Annotated in this window: 21 protein-coding genes and 4 pseudogenes; 9 read left to right on the forward strand and 16 right to left on the reverse strand. The window is 61.4% G+C overall.

The genetic code is table 11. The features are described 5' to 3' along the window. Window positions 1–118 precede the first annotated feature (118 nt). Window positions 119–323 (forward strand): annotated as a pseudogene (locus ACS5Q1_RS42185) (DDE-type integrase/transposase/recombinase); the annotation flags it as partial. A gap of 65 nt (window positions 324–388) precedes the next feature. On the opposite strand, the gene ACS5Q1_RS42190 reads toward ACS5Q1_RS42185, so the two are convergent. Together ACS5Q1_RS42190 and ACS5Q1_RS42195 are read right to left on the reverse strand one after the other, a co-directional pair. Beyond that, the gene (locus ACS5Q1_RS42190; RefSeq protein ID WP_473103832.1) at window positions 389–547 is read right to left on the reverse strand and encodes a hypothetical protein; all 159 of its coding nucleotides are present in this window, start codon (window positions 545–547) and stop codon (window positions 389–391) included. Between the two features lie 94 nt (window positions 548–641). Continuing rightward, window positions 642–983, reverse strand: a complete 342-nt coding sequence (locus ACS5Q1_RS42195) for a hypothetical protein (protein ID WP_473103833.1) — start codon at window positions 981–983, stop codon at window positions 642–644. 280 nt (window positions 984–1,263) lie between these two features. Between ACS5Q1_RS42195 and ACS5Q1_RS42200 the strand changes: the two genes are divergently transcribed. Then, window positions 1,264–1,647 (forward strand): hypothetical protein, encoded by a 384-nt coding sequence (locus tag ACS5Q1_RS42200; protein ID WP_473103834.1) that lies wholly within the window; start codon window positions 1,264–1,266, stop codon window positions 1,645–1,647. A 17-nt stretch (window positions 1,648–1,664) separates the two neighbouring features. Further along, window positions 1,665–1,913 carry a DUF6894 family protein gene (locus ACS5Q1_RS42205; RefSeq protein WP_473103835.1) on the forward strand — a complete coding sequence of 83 codons (249 nt, stop codon included), beginning with the start codon at window positions 1,665–1,667 and terminating at the stop codon, window positions 1,911–1,913. 73 nt (window positions 1,914–1,986) lie between these two features. Here the strand turns inward: ACS5Q1_RS42205 and ACS5Q1_RS42210 are convergent, their stop codons facing one another. Both ACS5Q1_RS42210 and ACS5Q1_RS42215 read right to left on the reverse strand, forming a co-directional pair. After that, window positions 1,987–2,145 (reverse strand): DUF4113 domain-containing protein, encoded by a 159-nt coding sequence (locus tag ACS5Q1_RS42210; RefSeq protein ID WP_473103846.1) that lies wholly within the window; start codon window positions 2,143–2,145, stop codon window positions 1,987–1,989. A gap of 15 nt (window positions 2,146–2,160) precedes the next feature. After that, window positions 2,161–2,382 (reverse strand): hypothetical protein, encoded by a 222-nt coding sequence (locus tag ACS5Q1_RS42215; protein WP_203441305.1) that lies wholly within the window; start codon window positions 2,380–2,382, stop codon window positions 2,161–2,163. A gap of 300 nt (window positions 2,383–2,682) precedes the next feature. Here ACS5Q1_RS42215 and ACS5Q1_RS42220 point away from each other — a divergent pair, with 300 nt between their 5' ends. Further along, window positions 2,683–2,889 (forward strand): hypothetical protein, encoded by a 207-nt coding sequence (locus ACS5Q1_RS42220; protein ID WP_203441304.1) that lies wholly within the window; start codon window positions 2,683–2,685, stop codon window positions 2,887–2,889. Window positions 2,890–3,048: 159 nt separating this feature from the next. Here the strand turns inward: ACS5Q1_RS42220 and ACS5Q1_RS42225 are convergent, their stop codons facing one another. Both ACS5Q1_RS42225 and ACS5Q1_RS42230 read right to left on the reverse strand, forming a co-directional pair. Further along, a complete protein-coding gene (locus tag ACS5Q1_RS42225; RefSeq protein WP_203441303.1) occupies window positions 3,049–3,246 on the reverse strand; it encodes a hypothetical protein in 198 nt (65 codons plus the stop codon). A 15-nt stretch (window positions 3,247–3,261) separates the two neighbouring features. Continuing rightward, window positions 3,262–3,477: a DUF1059 domain-containing protein gene (locus tag ACS5Q1_RS42230; protein ID WP_473103836.1), complete on the reverse strand. Its 216-nt coding sequence runs from the start codon at window positions 3,475–3,477 to the stop codon at window positions 3,262–3,264. Window positions 3,478–3,788: 311 nt separating this feature from the next. Here ACS5Q1_RS42230 and ACS5Q1_RS42235 point away from each other — a divergent pair, with 311 nt between their 5' ends. Further along, window positions 3,789–3,935 (forward strand): hypothetical protein, encoded by a 147-nt coding sequence (locus tag ACS5Q1_RS42235; protein WP_473103837.1) that lies wholly within the window; start codon window positions 3,789–3,791, stop codon window positions 3,933–3,935. 269 nt (window positions 3,936–4,204) lie between these two features. Here the strand turns inward: ACS5Q1_RS42235 and ACS5Q1_RS42240 are convergent, their stop codons facing one another. From ACS5Q1_RS42240 to ACS5Q1_RS42250, 3 genes and pseudogenes are all read right to left on the reverse strand, one after another. Beyond that, window positions 4,205–4,936 (reverse strand): Crp/Fnr family transcriptional regulator, encoded by a 732-nt coding sequence (locus ACS5Q1_RS42240; protein WP_473103838.1) that lies wholly within the window; start codon window positions 4,934–4,936, stop codon window positions 4,205–4,207. A 54-nt stretch (window positions 4,937–4,990) separates the two neighbouring features. Beyond that, a pseudogene (locus tag ACS5Q1_RS42245) lies at window positions 4,991–5,392 on the reverse strand (ATP-binding protein); the annotation flags it as partial. After that, window positions 5,392–5,574: a hypothetical protein gene (locus ACS5Q1_RS42250; protein WP_473103839.1), complete on the reverse strand. Its 183-nt coding sequence runs from the start codon at window positions 5,572–5,574 to the stop codon at window positions 5,392–5,394. The pseudogene ACS5Q1_RS42245 and the gene ACS5Q1_RS42250, both read right to left, overlap by 1 nt. Window positions 5,575–5,921: 347 nt before the next feature. Here ACS5Q1_RS42250 and ACS5Q1_RS42255 point away from each other — a divergent pair, with 347 nt between their 5' ends. After that, window positions 5,922–6,158 (forward strand): BrnA antitoxin family protein, encoded by a 237-nt coding sequence (locus ACS5Q1_RS42255; protein ID WP_473103847.1) that lies wholly within the window; start codon window positions 5,922–5,924, stop codon window positions 6,156–6,158. A gap of 140 nt (window positions 6,159–6,298) precedes the next feature. Further along, window positions 6,299–6,613: a DUF3574 domain-containing protein gene (locus tag ACS5Q1_RS42260; RefSeq protein ID WP_203441297.1), complete on the forward strand. Its 315-nt coding sequence runs from the start codon at window positions 6,299–6,301 to the stop codon at window positions 6,611–6,613. Window positions 6,614–6,731: 118 nt separating this feature from the next. Here the strand turns inward: ACS5Q1_RS42260 and ACS5Q1_RS42265 are convergent, their stop codons facing one another. After that, window positions 6,732–7,010, reverse strand: coding sequence for a hypothetical protein (locus ACS5Q1_RS42265; RefSeq protein ID WP_473103840.1), 279 nt, complete (start codon window positions 7,008–7,010; stop codon window positions 6,732–6,734). Next, a complete protein-coding gene (locus tag ACS5Q1_RS42270) occupies window positions 6,968–7,468 on the reverse strand; it encodes a hypothetical protein (protein WP_473103841.1) in 501 nt (166 codons plus the stop codon). Before ACS5Q1_RS42270 ends, ACS5Q1_RS42265 begins: the two co-directional genes overlap by 43 nt. A gap of 111 nt (window positions 7,469–7,579) precedes the next feature. On the opposite strand from ACS5Q1_RS42270, the gene ACS5Q1_RS42275 reads away from it, so the two are divergent. Beyond that, the gene (locus ACS5Q1_RS42275) at window positions 7,580–8,008 is read left to right on the forward strand and encodes a hypothetical protein (protein WP_473103842.1); all 429 of its coding nucleotides are present in this window, start codon (window positions 7,580–7,582) and stop codon (window positions 8,006–8,008) included. Window positions 8,009–8,175: 167 nt separating this feature from the next. Here ACS5Q1_RS42275 and ACS5Q1_RS42280 read toward each other — a convergent pair whose 3' ends face one another. Beyond that, window positions 8,176–8,919, reverse strand: a complete 744-nt coding sequence (locus ACS5Q1_RS42280; RefSeq protein ID WP_473103843.1) for an extensin-like domain-containing protein — start codon at window positions 8,917–8,919, stop codon at window positions 8,176–8,178. A 90-nt stretch (window positions 8,920–9,009) separates the two neighbouring features. Here ACS5Q1_RS42280 and ACS5Q1_RS42285 point away from each other — a divergent pair, with 90 nt between their 5' ends. Next, the gene (locus ACS5Q1_RS42285) at window positions 9,010–9,870 is read left to right on the forward strand and encodes an EcsC family protein (RefSeq protein WP_473103844.1); all 861 of its coding nucleotides are present in this window, start codon (window positions 9,010–9,012) and stop codon (window positions 9,868–9,870) included. A gap of 29 nt (window positions 9,871–9,899) precedes the next feature. Here the strand turns inward: ACS5Q1_RS42285 and trhA are convergent. The 4 genes and pseudogenes from trhA to ACS5Q1_RS42305 form a co-directional block, all read right to left on the reverse strand. Next, window positions 9,900–10,558: pseudogene (gene trhA / locus ACS5Q1_RS42290) on the reverse strand (PAQR family membrane homeostasis protein TrhA). A gap of 160 nt (window positions 10,559–10,718) precedes the next feature. After that, entirely contained in the window at window positions 10,719–10,901 is a 183-nt protein-coding gene (locus tag ACS5Q1_RS42295; protein ID WP_203441292.1) for a hypothetical protein, read from the reverse strand. A gap of 266 nt (window positions 10,902–11,167) precedes the next feature. Continuing rightward, window positions 11,168–11,962 carry a calcium-binding protein gene (locus tag ACS5Q1_RS42300; RefSeq protein WP_473103845.1) on the reverse strand — a complete coding sequence of 265 codons (795 nt, stop codon included), beginning with the start codon at window positions 11,960–11,962 and terminating at the stop codon, window positions 11,168–11,170. Between the two features lie 30 nt (window positions 11,963–11,992). Then, window positions 11,993–12,121: pseudogene (locus ACS5Q1_RS42305) on the reverse strand (calcium-binding protein); the annotation flags it as partial. Window positions 12,122–12,251: the final 130 nt, after the last annotated feature.

The following is a 12,251-nucleotide window of genomic DNA, read 5'->3' on the forward strand; positions in this document are numbered from 1 at the left end:
ATAGATCGGCCTGCCCACATCACGTGCTCCCGACACCCCTGTCCCGGTCACCCCAGGATACAGCCGCCGAGTTGGTTGCGCCAACGCGCCGATGGTGCCGAGGAAAAGCATGCCCGATAACAATATCATCGAAGCGGATCACGGCGCGCTCAAGCGTATGATCCGGCCGACGCGCGGCTTCCAGAGCATGAAAACAGCCTACACCACTATCAAAGGTTTTTGTGGTCATGCGGATGATCCGCCGCGGCCACGGCATGCTGCCGGAGTCCGGTGCGACAGGCGAAATCCGTCTCGTGAACCAGCTCGTCGGTATTGCCACCTGATGAGGGCCTTCCGATGGATGCATTGTGCCCTATGGCAGTTACTGCAAGAAAGCCAGTTGAGGGACCTATCGGCGATCCTCGTCCGCCGCCAACTCCTCCAGGTGCTGGGCCGCCTCGAACAGGTGAAACTTGGCTTCGAGGAGCGAGACCTGCTCGGCAAGGATGCGGATCTTCTCAGCCTGCTGGCGATACTCGGCCGCCTTGTCAGAGCGGAACGCATACATGACTCATGCCTCCGATGGAGTTCCTCGCCTACCAACGGCCAAAGGAGGCCGGGGTTCGCTTTTCTATAAATGCGTTTACGCGCAATTCACGGTCTCACTCGCTCTCTGCCGCCTCAACACACTCACCGCCCTGAAGGTCGTGAAAGCTGAGGCGCACCTTCGCGATGTGGCGGGCCCGGTCAGACGGAGCGCCCAGGCCGACCGATGGGTTCATCTCGCCCGTCACGCAATCGCTGATCACGGCCAACCTGAGCTGGACCGGGCGGTGGCGCAGGTGCGCCTCGAACTCATGGATGGCCAGCAGGGTTTGAGCATCCACATCGACATCGACCCAGCAGGCATGCTTGCCGTCGCTGCCGGGGGCGATCTGCACGTCTTGCAGCAGGGGAACAAGCGTCGTGGGCCATTCAACAACAGGGGCGTGACGGAGCGGCATGGAGCACTCTCATTTAACATTTCGGCCCCTAGGTAACTAAGAGAGAGCCAAGCTTACGGGTTCCATAGAGGGATAAAGCATTCTCATGACTCTCCGGACAATCTTCGCATGCCCGCGCGAGGCGGATGAGCGCCGGCTGAGGGCATGGTGTGGTCCACAGGCGCGCCTTCCTTGAGGCATGGGCACGCGCACAAGCAATATGATGGACCTATTCGGGCGGTGTTCGGTTGAACCAAGAGCTGCCCTCTAACAGGCTGCCAGTAAGCATGGAGACCTCGTCATGGCTGAGGCGCGGGTCGGTGTTCGGGTTGCGGATGACCGTCACTCCGTGACTATCGAGATTGGTCCTGTCGCGGGTCTGTCCGAGCCCATCACCTTTGACCTTGAACAACTCACAAAGGTCATCAGGCTGCTCGGGCATGCCAGGGCGCGTATGGTCGAGGGGATTCAGAAGCAAGCACTCGATGGCAAAACCGTTGAGACTATCCTCAAGCCAACTTGGCATATTCAAGTGGCCCATATCGATGGCTCGCTTCTGGCATTCGACCATCCTTTGTATGGACCTCTCGCCTTTGCGATCCCGAGGGCTGTTGTGGTCAGGATCGTAAATGTCTTGAGCAAACACCTTGAGCTTCCAGCAAGTCAGCCGGAAAACCCGAGCTAGGTAATCCAGGAGCCTTCATGCCGCGATACTTCTTCAACGTCCATATCGGAACGGACGCCTTGAACGATCCGGATGGACAGGACCTCCGGGATCCGGACCAAGCCTGGGAAGTCGCCAAGGTGATGGCTCAGAACCTGATGAATACTCAGTTCGAGCGGCCAGTGAATTGGGCGACGGCTTATATCGAGGTGAAGGATGGTATGGATGAGATCCTATTGGAACTCCCGTTCTTAGAGGCCCTTAGCTTTCCGCAGCGGTCCCACTGAGGCCTAAGCATCTGTCAGCGGGTTTCGAGCAGTGCCAGCCGAGGACGTGGTGCCTGCCTTGGGCTGAAATGCCCTAAAGACAAGGCACCTCGTCGAGGCGGGTCGTGTAGCGGGGCGAGCGTTGCTCGAACCTGGTCGCCCATGGCCTCTTGATGCCTGCGGCTGTCAGGTGGCAGTGCCGCGACCGAAGCGACTGTTGGCGGCATCCATCTCGGCCATGGCGGGGTCGCAGGCTGACTTCATGGTGCTAATCCTCAGGCAGGGCGCTAATCCCGTCCTCAGGGTAGAACGGCTGGATATGCAGCGTGTAGCGCTCGCCGACCTGCAGATCGACATCGTGGGCGTCGATATTGTTCAGGATCAGGGTGATCTCCTGCCCACCTTCGGCTCCGGTTCCCTCGAACTCGGCTTCGGTGCGGTGCTCGCCCTGAACCATGCGAACAAGCTTGAAGGCTGTCAGGGGTCTCATGGCCGTTATCTCCTCTCAGTGTGGGCCAGCCCAAGCATCGGCCAGGAGCTGAGCCATGTTATCCTCGCTGCCCCCCAGCTTCAAACCCCCCGCATTTTTGCGCGCAATGGTGTTAAGTATCCAAAAGCCGCGTGCGCGGGTGCCTCTTTGTCATGAGCATCCAATTCCACCGAGGCATGCGCATTACGCGCTGCGAGTTGGCTTGCATAGGAACATGCCCTGCCTCGATGCGTTCCCTGACAGGGCCGGCTGGTAATGCATGGCGATGGTTGTACTGGTCCTCCTCCAACGGAGATATCCATGAGCAAACTCGCAGCACTGATGGGCTTCATCTTTCTGGCTGTCTCGCCTGTCTGGGCACAGACCCCGCCTGCGGCTCCCAGTCCTCCAGCCGGCGATGCTGGGGCAGCCAGTGGCGGGATCATGGACTACTGGTGGGTGATCCTGCTGATCATCATCGTTATCGCCGCCATCTGGTATTACTCGCGGCGCGGCAGGAGCGTATAAGCAGACCCAAGGAACGGGACCATCGCATCAGGCGTTATTCAGCAGCCGTTTTGATGCTCGTGACTGTCCCATATGGACACGAACCCGGCGCAAGGCCGGGTTCTTTTTCTGCGCCGGCTCGGTTGTTTCCAACGTTCCATCAAGGCGCTTTTTGCGAGATTACGTCTCTGTCCGGGCAATGCCGCTGTCCAAGTAGATGATCGGCATCTTCACTGCCTTGGCCACCTCCAGAGCCTGCCCGCGCTCCATCCAGCGTGTGGCTCGTGAAATTGCCGGGCGGTTGGCGCTCCAGATTAAAACCCCAAGCCCTCGGTGGCCAGCAATGGCACGGGCAACGCGCTCTGCGATGTCATCCAAGCCACACTTGGTTCATCATGCGGCGCGGCTTGGTGCCTCCTCAGGCGGCATGCCATCTTTGATGGCGCCTCTGATTTGATCCCGCAGCTCGGGCGTGTCCTGGTGCCCGTGCACGGCTACGGCGTGCTGCACGGCGGCCTCAACCAGCTCGCGCTCGGTATCGGCGATGATCGTGAGCGAGCAGTTCATCTCACTCGAAAAGGCCCGGCAGTCAATGAATTTGCGTCCCATGGCGTCCTCCCGTTTAGGGCGGCTACAAGCCACTGATGGTACGTCGACGATCGATTGTACGACTGACCTATCGGAGCCGCAACCGGCGTCGGATTGCAGGCGGAGCGTCGCGAGCGCTTGACCTGCCTCACGTATGATGTTCGGCGAGGCTATGCTCGTCCGCAGAAATCATGCAGCTGCCCGTGCTGGTCGGTTCCAGGCGCCCTGTCTGCCGCGTGCTCGAAACACTCTTATAGAATTTGTGAAGGAATAGGGTGACGCCTGCCAACGTTTGACGGCCATGCAGCGTCAATCGAAGTTAGGACAAACTCATGCCTCACGATTACAACCCACGCGACATTTCTCCGGAACCTACGACGATCACCAACCCTGAGCCGTCGTTTCAGCGCGCTTCAATCCTGTTCGCGGCCTCCCTCGGCTCCTTCATCGGAGCGAGCCTTCTGCTGGCCAGTCTATGACACGAGGGCGAGCCCTAGCATTCCCGAGGCGGACGCAGGAGGTGTCATCATGGATCCGGAACCAATGGAGCACAGGGTCGAGCTGGTTGCTCGGGCCATCCATGAAGCTCAGCCACAAGCCTGCTCATGGGACGCCGAAACCGCATCCCGCAGAGAGCACTTCCGGCAGTGTGCCCGCAATGCGATCAAGCTGCTGGACGAGGATATTGGCGTTCTTCTGCTCGCATTAAGAGAGGCCACAGCGGAACGGCGGCAATTAGAGCCCCTGTTCAATCCCGCTCATAGGTCTGCGGCAGGAGCTGTTGATACCGCTGACGGATGATTCCGTAGCACTCACACGTGGCTTTCTGAAGAGCGGGACGGTCAATGACCGTAATCATCCCTCTGCCTTGCTGGATGAGGCCCTTGTCCTGCAGCGTGCGCGTGACCTCGCTCACCGTCGAGCGCTGCACGCCCAGCATCTCGGCCAAGAACTCATGCGTGAGAGGCAGCTCCGCCTCACCCACTCTGTCCTGAGACATGAGAAGCCAGCGACAGCAGCGGGCCTCGACGCTGTGAACGGCGTTGCAGGCGACGGTCTGGAGCGTCTGCGCCATCAGTGCCTCGGTATAAAGCAGGACGAGTTGCCGGATCATGGGGCGGGCTGCCATGGCCTCTTGCATCCGGGGAAGTTCAATCCGCGATGCCGAGCCGCTCAGTTGGACGATGTAGCGCCCGAAGGACTGGCTGCTCACAAAGGCGCTCACCAGACCGAACAGGCCTTCGCGGCCGAACACCGCCATCTCGGCCGCCTTGCCGTCCCGCATCACGGTAACGAGCGACACCATGGCATCATGCGGAAAGTAGGTATGCGTGACAGTCCCTCCCGGCTCATAGAGGATCTGACCGCGTTGCAGGTCCAGGACGGCCAGGTGCGGCTCGAGATAGGCCAGATCCTCTTTCGCCAGAGCGGCCAGGAGCCGGTTGTCCTGGTGTCGGGGTGATCTCTGGACCTGGGCCATGGCAGCGCCTCCTACGGACGCCTAAACCAGCAACCCGTCAGATAATGTCAAGCGAACCGAAGAATTGCCCCCTCGGATCGCCTCGCGCCCGAGAGCTACCGCCAGATGAGTTTTGCCGGTGCCCGGAGGCCCTAAAAGCAAGACCGCGTCACCATGCGCAATCCAGCGGCACGTGGCCAATTCTCGGATCTGACGCTGATCCAGCGACGGTTGCGCGTCGAAGTCAAAGCCATCAAGTTCACGCACAAACGGGAACTGCGCGAGCTTGCTCGCCATGGCGATCCGCCGCTCGTCGCGCCGTGCGATCTCGCGTCTGACCAGGAACGCCAAGGCCTCGCGCAAGGTCATGTCCGACCGGGCCGCCTCGTCCAGCAGCGTGTCGAGCTGGTCGCGGATCGCGGTCAGCTTGAGCCGATCGAGCATCGCCACGAGCGCCTCGTGATCGATGGCCGTCATCACCAGCCTCCTCCCACCAGCGCCTCATACTCGGCCAGCGGCCGCAGCAGGGGGGGCGGCACAACGATGTCCGTCGGTGCCGATCGAGCCGGCCCCGCAGCGCCGACCACGCCGGCAAGATGCGCGCTCGACAAACCGTTGGCGACGGCCCCGGCAAGGGCATGGAGATCCTTCTGCTTCATGAGAGGTTCTCCATTTTTTCGGAGCAAGTCCAATATCTCGCTGTTTCGGATCTGTGGCCGTGCCTGACGAACACGAGAGTGCCGTCCTCCGACCGTCACCATTCATTGGGAGACAGCAACGCCCAAACGATCTGATCAAAGGTAAGTGGAGGAAACATGAGAGCCATTGGCCTTGAGTGAAATATCAGTGAGTTCAGACCTACTCCGCTCAATCGTCCGAGTGCCGCCCTGTTCGTCGAGAGCTCTGACGAGGTCTTCTGCCCGGCGCGAGACTCGACACCCTTGAAAAGCCGTACGATGCTCGTAAGTGGCGGCGCAAGAGACCGCGCCTAACCGGGAGGACGATGATGTCGAGATCACCTGGAGGACGTCGTCCGCCCGATCCCTTGAAGGCTGCCGAGGCTGCATTCAAGAAGGTTACCGCCAAACCTGTTGAAGGACCTCTGAAGGCTCCTGCGATCCCGGGCGTGAAGGAAACCGTGGCTCTGCGCATCGACCAAGACATACTGGAGTACTTCCAGGAGGACGGCCCAGGCTGGCAGGACCGGATCAATGCAGCTCTTCGGAAGGCCGCTGGCAAGTGAGTGGCGGTCTCCTGAAACAACTCGGCCGGGTCCACTGGCACACGATCTTGGCCCTGCCGCTTCTGGGAATATCAGGCTGCGCCTCGTCCTCTTTGCCCCTTCATCCGAGCCTATGGTCGTGCGAGGCAGGCGATCAATCGATGGTTCGCGACACGCTCTACTTTGGCCGTAACCGCCCTAATGGAGGAACAGTCCGCGAGGCCGAGTGGCGACAGTTCCTGAATGAGATCATCACGCCACGCTTCCCTGAAGGCCTGACGGTGGTGAAAGCAACCGGGCAATGGCGGAATGCCAACGGACAAATCGAGCGAGAGGGATCCGAAGTCGTGACCGTGCTCCATGCCGGTGACCCCACGGCACGAGGCAAGATCTCGGAGATCATGGCTGAATACAGGCGGCGCTTTGACCAGGAGGCTGTCCTGCGCGAGCGTACCGCGACCTGCACACGTTTCTAACCCAGCGAAACGAGAGAGATGTCACGCTCGTTCTGACGCTGCCTCACTCTGTGATGTGTCAAGCGCGGCGACGACCCGGGTCCATCGGGCCAAAGTTCACAGTCGCGTCATGGATCATCTAAGGCATCTGATGCAGTTCGCTTCCGTGCAGGAGCCGGCGGGCAATGTCGGCCGTCTGAAAGGCAGCCCGTTCGGTTGGTGAATGAGCCGCCAGGTAGCGGCCGACCCCCATCAGGATGTGCCCGCCCTGACGGGTATTGGCCCATTCCCCGAACTGGCGCACCCCGGCCTCCAGCATCTGGCAGGCATGAAATCCCGCATCCTCCCGGAGCAGTGCGTGCGCCAGCGTCATGATCAGGTCATCGGGCAGGAACTCCACTGCAAGATGCCGCGCCAAAGGCCTCCCACCGCATCCACCTGCCGCTGCCGGTCGAAGGCATCGAGCAAGGCCGCACGGATGTCCTGGGAGACTTGGGGAGGGCCGTCCAGTCGAGGGTCGCCCTTGTCCGGCAGCCGCGCGGGCGGCACATTCAGATAGCAGGACAGATAGACCGCCATGGCGCCATGAAGAATGCCCCGAGTCGCCTCGGCCACATCGTTCGGCACAGTGTCGCCCCCCGCTGCAATCCGCTTCAAAGCCTGGTGCACGGCATTGCTGTAGGTGAAGACGTGATGCGCCGTCTCCCAGTCGGAATGTTCGTTGGCCGTCCCGAACTGCGCCACCCGGCGCGCCGCCGCATACGCCAGGGAGCGCGAGAGGTCCACAGGCAAGGCCCCATGACCGATGTCATGTCGGATCCGGTCATCGCCGCACGGCGTGAGCGGGCGCTGGCTCGCTTGGCGGCCGCCGGACATTTCAACCTGGCAGCCACATCGCATCCCATCTGATCAACCATTAAGAGGGGGCCGTCCGGCTCGGCCATGAGCTCTATTCTGCTCCTCATAAAACCGGGGTGCAGAATTAGGATGAGAACCGCCCGCGTCAGGCTGTCGGCCGATGCCAGCATGGGCGAGTTAATTACTGTCATGTCGGAAGGGCACCCCGACAGCGTCGACATCCTGTTCCTTGTCTTCCAGCACGCGACGTTCCCAGCAGCGGTCCTCCTCGACCTGGATGATATGAACATGCGTGGCAAGCAGATCTGGCTCGCCTTCCATCAAGTTTGTGACGGGCGGATCACCCACTTCATCCTCCGTGTCACCTACCGGGATGTAGCTCTGGTAAGTACCGTGAATGCGCTGACCCTCGGAGAGCACGAACAAGCAGTTTGTCATAGCGGCAGCGAGCAACACTTAGGTCAGAAATTTTCCTTCCGTAGCTCGCGGCAATTGAACCAAAATCCCGGAAGGTCCGAAACTGGGGACCATAAGAATCCATGGGGCAGTCACCAATGATGCGGTGTCAGGGCGCACCATCACGACAGAACTATCGGATCATCAAAAGCACAGATGCCAGAGCTGCAACGCGCTGCCCCAGACAACCTCATGCTCTCCATGAACGCGAGCTCTTTGTGCACTTTCCCCGAACCGGGGAGCAGCGATTGGGTAGGGACCGCCTGACCTTACTGGCAGATCCGGTAGCGGTCGCTGGATCCATGCTGCTCGATGTCGACGTGGAGGTGATCGTGATGCGCCTCATCCGAGCCAGGACCGAGGATCGTCGTGAACCAGCCGCAGGCAGCGGTCCGCAGGGCTGCGAGCGCCGGATCCGGTGCGGTGTCGGCCTCAGGCTTGATCCGCAGGGTCGTTCCGTTGGCGAGGTCGAAGCCGGCGATGTCGATCGCAAGCCCTTGCGCATGGGCCGAGAGCTTGCCCGCCGCCGCCCGGTTCCGGTTGCGGCACTCGAAGCCTGGGCCGGTGCGGACGGCCCTCAGCTCTGTCCCCTTGATGCCGGCGACGAGCGGAGCGACGAGATCGCCGATCCAGTGCCCGAACGGCCCGGCGAAGCGGCAGGCCAGGGTGGGCTGATCGGTCAGCCGGACAGCCGTCTCAGACTTCGTTGGAACCGGCACGGCCTTGAGTCGCACCGGCGTCTCGATCCGGCAGAGTTCGTTTGAGACCTGGGGCGGCTCCGCGGGTTCGATCTCGAACCCGGCAGCCTGCAGCCTGGCCAGGCAATCGTCGGCTTCCGGGATGGCCGGTGGCGCGTCCGCCGTCGGCACCGGCGGAGCCTGCGGACGTGCGGCAGGGGGTGTCACAGGGGGTGTTTCGGCAGGCCGCGGGGGCGGCAGAGGTGGTATGGGCTGCGCCACGGCAGCTTGGGCAACCACCACGGGAACGACGGCCACGACGGCTCTGAACAGCATCGGCTCCTCCGATCCTCGGCAGACCAACGCCACGCTGCGCTGAAGGGTTGCGGGCTATCCAAAGCGGTTCGGGATCCCCAATTAGATCGCATGAGTCAGGACCTTCGCCGACAGGAGCCGCTTCCGGTGGACGCGGGCCGCCCGGCAATGCCAGAGATCGCCCTCTCGGCCGAGGACCGCGAGGCGCTGCGGTGGGCCGTGCTGGCGCTTGAGGGGCCAAGCTACGTGGCCCGGCTGTCTGCCTTAGCCGGACGGCCGATTGAGTTACTCGGGCAGGGGCTTCCCGTGCCGGTCTCTGATATGATCTCGAAGGCAACGCAGGCGGCACTCACCCGCGCACTGCGCTATGCGCTGAAGACGATCCCGGAGGATGGCAAGGATCCCGAGACCCGTGCCCACAAGGCGCTCGCGGTCCTATCCGGCGCCATGGGTGGCGCGCTCGGCGTCTCGGCGGTTCTGGTGGAGCTTCCGATCTCGACGACGATCATGCTCCGGTCGATCGCCCGGATCGCTCAGAGCGAGGGCGAGGACCTTGAGGATCCCGAGACGGCGCTGGCCTGCGTCCAGGTCTTCGCCCTGGGCGGGCATTCCGGCTCGGACAACCTGCACGAGGCCGGCTACTTTGCCGTGCGGGCCGCCATGGCGAAGTCCGTTACACGTGCCCTGCAGCAGATGGCCGGGCGCGGGGTCGTCGACGAGAGTACGTCGGCCATCATGCGCCTGCTGACCCAGATCGGATCCCGGTTCGGAGTGGTCGTGTCGCAGAAGGCCGCCACCCAAGCCGTCCCGGTGCTCGGGGGGATCGGCGGCGCGGCCATCAATGCCGCCTTCGTCGATCATTTTCAGAGGCTTGCCCGCGGGCATTTCACGGTGCGTCGCCTGGAGCGGACCTACGGCAAGGGAACGGTCCGGCAGGCCTACGACCAGGTCCGAGCAAACATTCGCATCTGAGTATCGGAACAGACAGTGGACACCAGCGGTCACACCCGTGCCAGCACTATGCAGTCCAGCATCGTTTCATAATGGCAGGCTGCGGCCACCAGCACGAAGGGATGCCAGATCGCGTTCTGGAAGCGCAAGCCTTCCCACACATGGAAGACCACGCCCAGGGGTAAAGGAGGCCACGTGCAGCCAAGAGGGTAACCAAGAGGGTAACGGTCGAGCCGGGCAGGGCGCCGAGCCCGGCCTCACAGGCCACGATGCCGCTCCAGCCGAGGAGCAGGTAGAGCAGGATCGCGAGCCGATCAAACCGGCCCGGCAGGCACAGCTTCAGGATCATCCCGGCCACGGAGCCCATCCAGGCTCCGACCAACAGGACGATGGCCGTGATCTCGTTCCTCATCTGCATGATGAATGGGGGTGTAGGTGCCTGCGATCAGAAGATAGATGGCCGAGTGATCGAACCGCCGCAGAAGCCATTTGACGGGTGAGATCGGCCACAGGTTGTAGAAGGCGGAGATGACGAGTACGGCCACCAAGCCGCCGCCGTAGATCGCCACCGACATCAGTTCCCAGGGACCGACTGTTGGCGCGGCGAGGACCAGCAGGACCATCACGGCGACAAGTCCGCCGACGTCCCCAGGGCATGGACAACACCGTCTGCCAGGATCTCGTGCTTGTCGTAGTCCCACTTGAACATTGTCCCTCTCACGTCGTGGAAGGCGCACCAGTCCGCCCGTGCAGCTGTCACTGGCTCCTGACACGGCAAGCTTGGCTACATGGGGCCCACTATCGTGCCGCGGGTTTCGGCTGGCTCGATGCACTGGTATTGAGGTGTCAGAACAGAGGGCTTTCGTATCCTACCTGGAGCTCGGTTTGTCCGAGCGCGACCCGGCGGCCTCGGAAAGACAGACCAGCACGAAGACTGCCGCAACCGTGACCAGCTCGGCGGTCTGGGTGGCCCATTCAGGCGCACCGCTCGATAGCAAGCCAAGCGTCAGGCCCGACAGCAGGGCCGCGGCAAGAGCGATCCAGAGCAGCATGGTGACCCTCATTCGTCAGCGGATGCGGGTGTTTAGGAAGGCGTCTGAACAGGGCCTGTACGAGCCTGTCAGGTCTTCGCCAGCCGGCAGCCGCTTCCGAGCGGAGCAGCAGGGTATAGTAGCCTGCTGCAAACAAGGAGCCCCGCGTTTGTTTGCACTTCATGTAAGACTCGGAAGATTGTTCAGTCTCACATGAAGTGCTTAAAGCGGCCGACAAGTCGCCCAATCCCATCATGAAGTACAAATCGACACAGGCATCCCGCACGTTAGATGACGAAGAAGTCGTCGTACTTCAGGGTAGGTTTCTTCGTGAGCAGAGCGAACTCGACAGCCTGCCCCTTGCGGGAGCCGTCGGCATCATAGGACAGCACACCCGTCTTCTTGTTGTAGATAACGTAGTCGTCCCTGTCTTTCGCCTTATCGCTCACGATGAAGAACTTCTTGTCGAGCCTGACCGGCTTCTGCTCTGAACCCTTCATTCCAAGCTTCTTAAAGATAGTGTTGTCGAGTTGGATGCTGTCATCCTTCGCGCTAAAGTCCTTGATGGTGTCGAAGTTCACCTTGCGGTCGGTCGAGGACGTGCCGAGCTTGGTGGTGAACAGGAACGCATCCTTGCCGGTGCCGCCGGAGAGGGTGTCGTTGCCGGATCCGCCATTCACCTTGTCGGCACCAGCGCCGCCGGTGATGGTATTCTTACCCACGTTGCCAGTGATGCCGTTGTTCAGAGCATTGCCGGTCAGCGAGATGTTGTTGGTGCCTCCTGCCACCAGATTGAGCGAGCCTTCGGGAAGCGTGGTGCTCGTCGTCGTCTCAACCACTCTAGGTGGCGTAACCACAGGAGGTTGAGGCAGGGGGGTAATGACCGGAGGGTCAAAGGGGAAAACAGGAGGCCCTGGCGGAATGATGACCGGGGGATCAAGGAGCTGTGACAAACTGAACGTACCGTCCGAAAACTGGAAAGCCTCCACGCCTGTCACTTTGTCGATGCCGTTTGCATCAAGGCGTTTGTCCTGAATTTCAATAGATCCATCAAAAGAATACTTGGCCCAGTAGTCCGCCAAGCGCCCGGTGAAGACTGCAACATCGTCACCGGCTCCGCCTTTCAGGGTGTCGTTTCCGCTCCCGCCAGAGAGAGTGTCGGAGCCATTCCCTCCATCGAGAATGTCATTGCCGCTGTCGCCGTTCAGCGCATCATTTCCATCAAATCCATTGATGGTGTCGTTGCCGGGTAATTACCCACGCCGTTGCTGAGGCTGGTTTCAGGCGCTGACGGTAGCGAGAATGGTGCCGAAGACGGTGACACTTGGCGTGAGCCGAGCCGTATCGACGACGGTGCGCACGGCCGCTTCG

This window comes from Microvirga sp. GN3 (assembly GCF_055792825.1).

Excerpts from the sequence above, each read along its gene's own strand:
- ACS5Q1_RS42285 (WP_473103844.1), top strand. The coding sequence starts at position 9,010 with ATGAGTCAGGACCTTCGCCGACAGGAGCCGCTTCCGGTGGACGCGGGC.
- ACS5Q1_RS42215 (WP_203441305.1), bottom strand. The coding sequence starts at position 2,382 with ATGAGACCCCTGACAGCCTTCAAGCTTGTTCGCATGGTTCAGGGCGAG.
- ACS5Q1_RS42275 (WP_473103842.1), top strand. The coding sequence starts at position 7,580 with ATGAGAACCGCCCGCGTCAGGCTGTCGGCCGATGCCAGCATGGGCGAG.
- ACS5Q1_RS42230 (WP_473103836.1), bottom strand. The coding sequence starts at position 3,477 with ATGGGACGCAAATTCATTGACTGCCGGGCCTTTTCGAGTGAGATGAAC.
- ACS5Q1_RS42205 (WP_473103835.1), top strand. The coding sequence starts at position 1,665 with ATGCCGCGATACTTCTTCAACGTCCATATCGGAACGGACGCCTTGAAC.
- ACS5Q1_RS42235 (WP_473103837.1), top strand. The coding sequence starts at position 3,789 with ATGCCTCACGATTACAACCCACGCGACATTTCTCCGGAACCTACGACG.
- ACS5Q1_RS42295 (WP_203441292.1), bottom strand. The coding sequence starts at position 10,901 with ATGCTGCTCTGGATCGCTCTTGCCGCGGCCCTGCTGTCGGGCCTGACG.
- ACS5Q1_RS42280 (WP_473103843.1), bottom strand. The coding sequence starts at position 8,919 with ATGCTGTTCAGAGCCGTCGTGGCCGTCGTTCCCGTGGTGGTTGCCCAA.
- ACS5Q1_RS42270 (WP_473103841.1), bottom strand. The coding sequence starts at position 7,468 with ATGTCCGGCGGCCGCCAAGCGAGCCAGCGCCCGCTCACGCCGTGCGGC.
- ACS5Q1_RS42250 (WP_473103839.1), bottom strand. The coding sequence starts at position 5,574 with ATGAAGCAGAAGGATCTCCATGCCCTTGCCGGGGCCGTCGCCAACGGT.
- ACS5Q1_RS42220 (WP_203441304.1), top strand. The coding sequence starts at position 2,683 with ATGAGCAAACTCGCAGCACTGATGGGCTTCATCTTTCTGGCTGTCTCG.
- ACS5Q1_RS42240 (WP_473103838.1), bottom strand. The coding sequence starts at position 4,936 with ATGGCCCAGGTCCAGAGATCACCCCGACACCAGGACAACCGGCTCCTG.
- ACS5Q1_RS42195 (WP_473103833.1), bottom strand. The coding sequence starts at position 983 with ATGCCGCTCCGTCACGCCCCTGTTGTTGAATGGCCCACGACGCTTGTT.
- ACS5Q1_RS42190 (WP_473103832.1), bottom strand. The coding sequence starts at position 547 with ATGTATGCGTTCCGCTCTGACAAGGCGGCCGAGTATCGCCAGCAGGCT.
- ACS5Q1_RS42255 (WP_473103847.1), top strand. The coding sequence starts at position 5,922 with ATGTCGAGATCACCTGGAGGACGTCGTCCGCCCGATCCCTTGAAGGCT.
- ACS5Q1_RS42260 (WP_203441297.1), top strand. The coding sequence starts at position 6,299 with ATGGTTCGCGACACGCTCTACTTTGGCCGTAACCGCCCTAATGGAGGA.
- ACS5Q1_RS42200 (WP_473103834.1), top strand. The coding sequence starts at position 1,264 with ATGGCTGAGGCGCGGGTCGGTGTTCGGGTTGCGGATGACCGTCACTCC.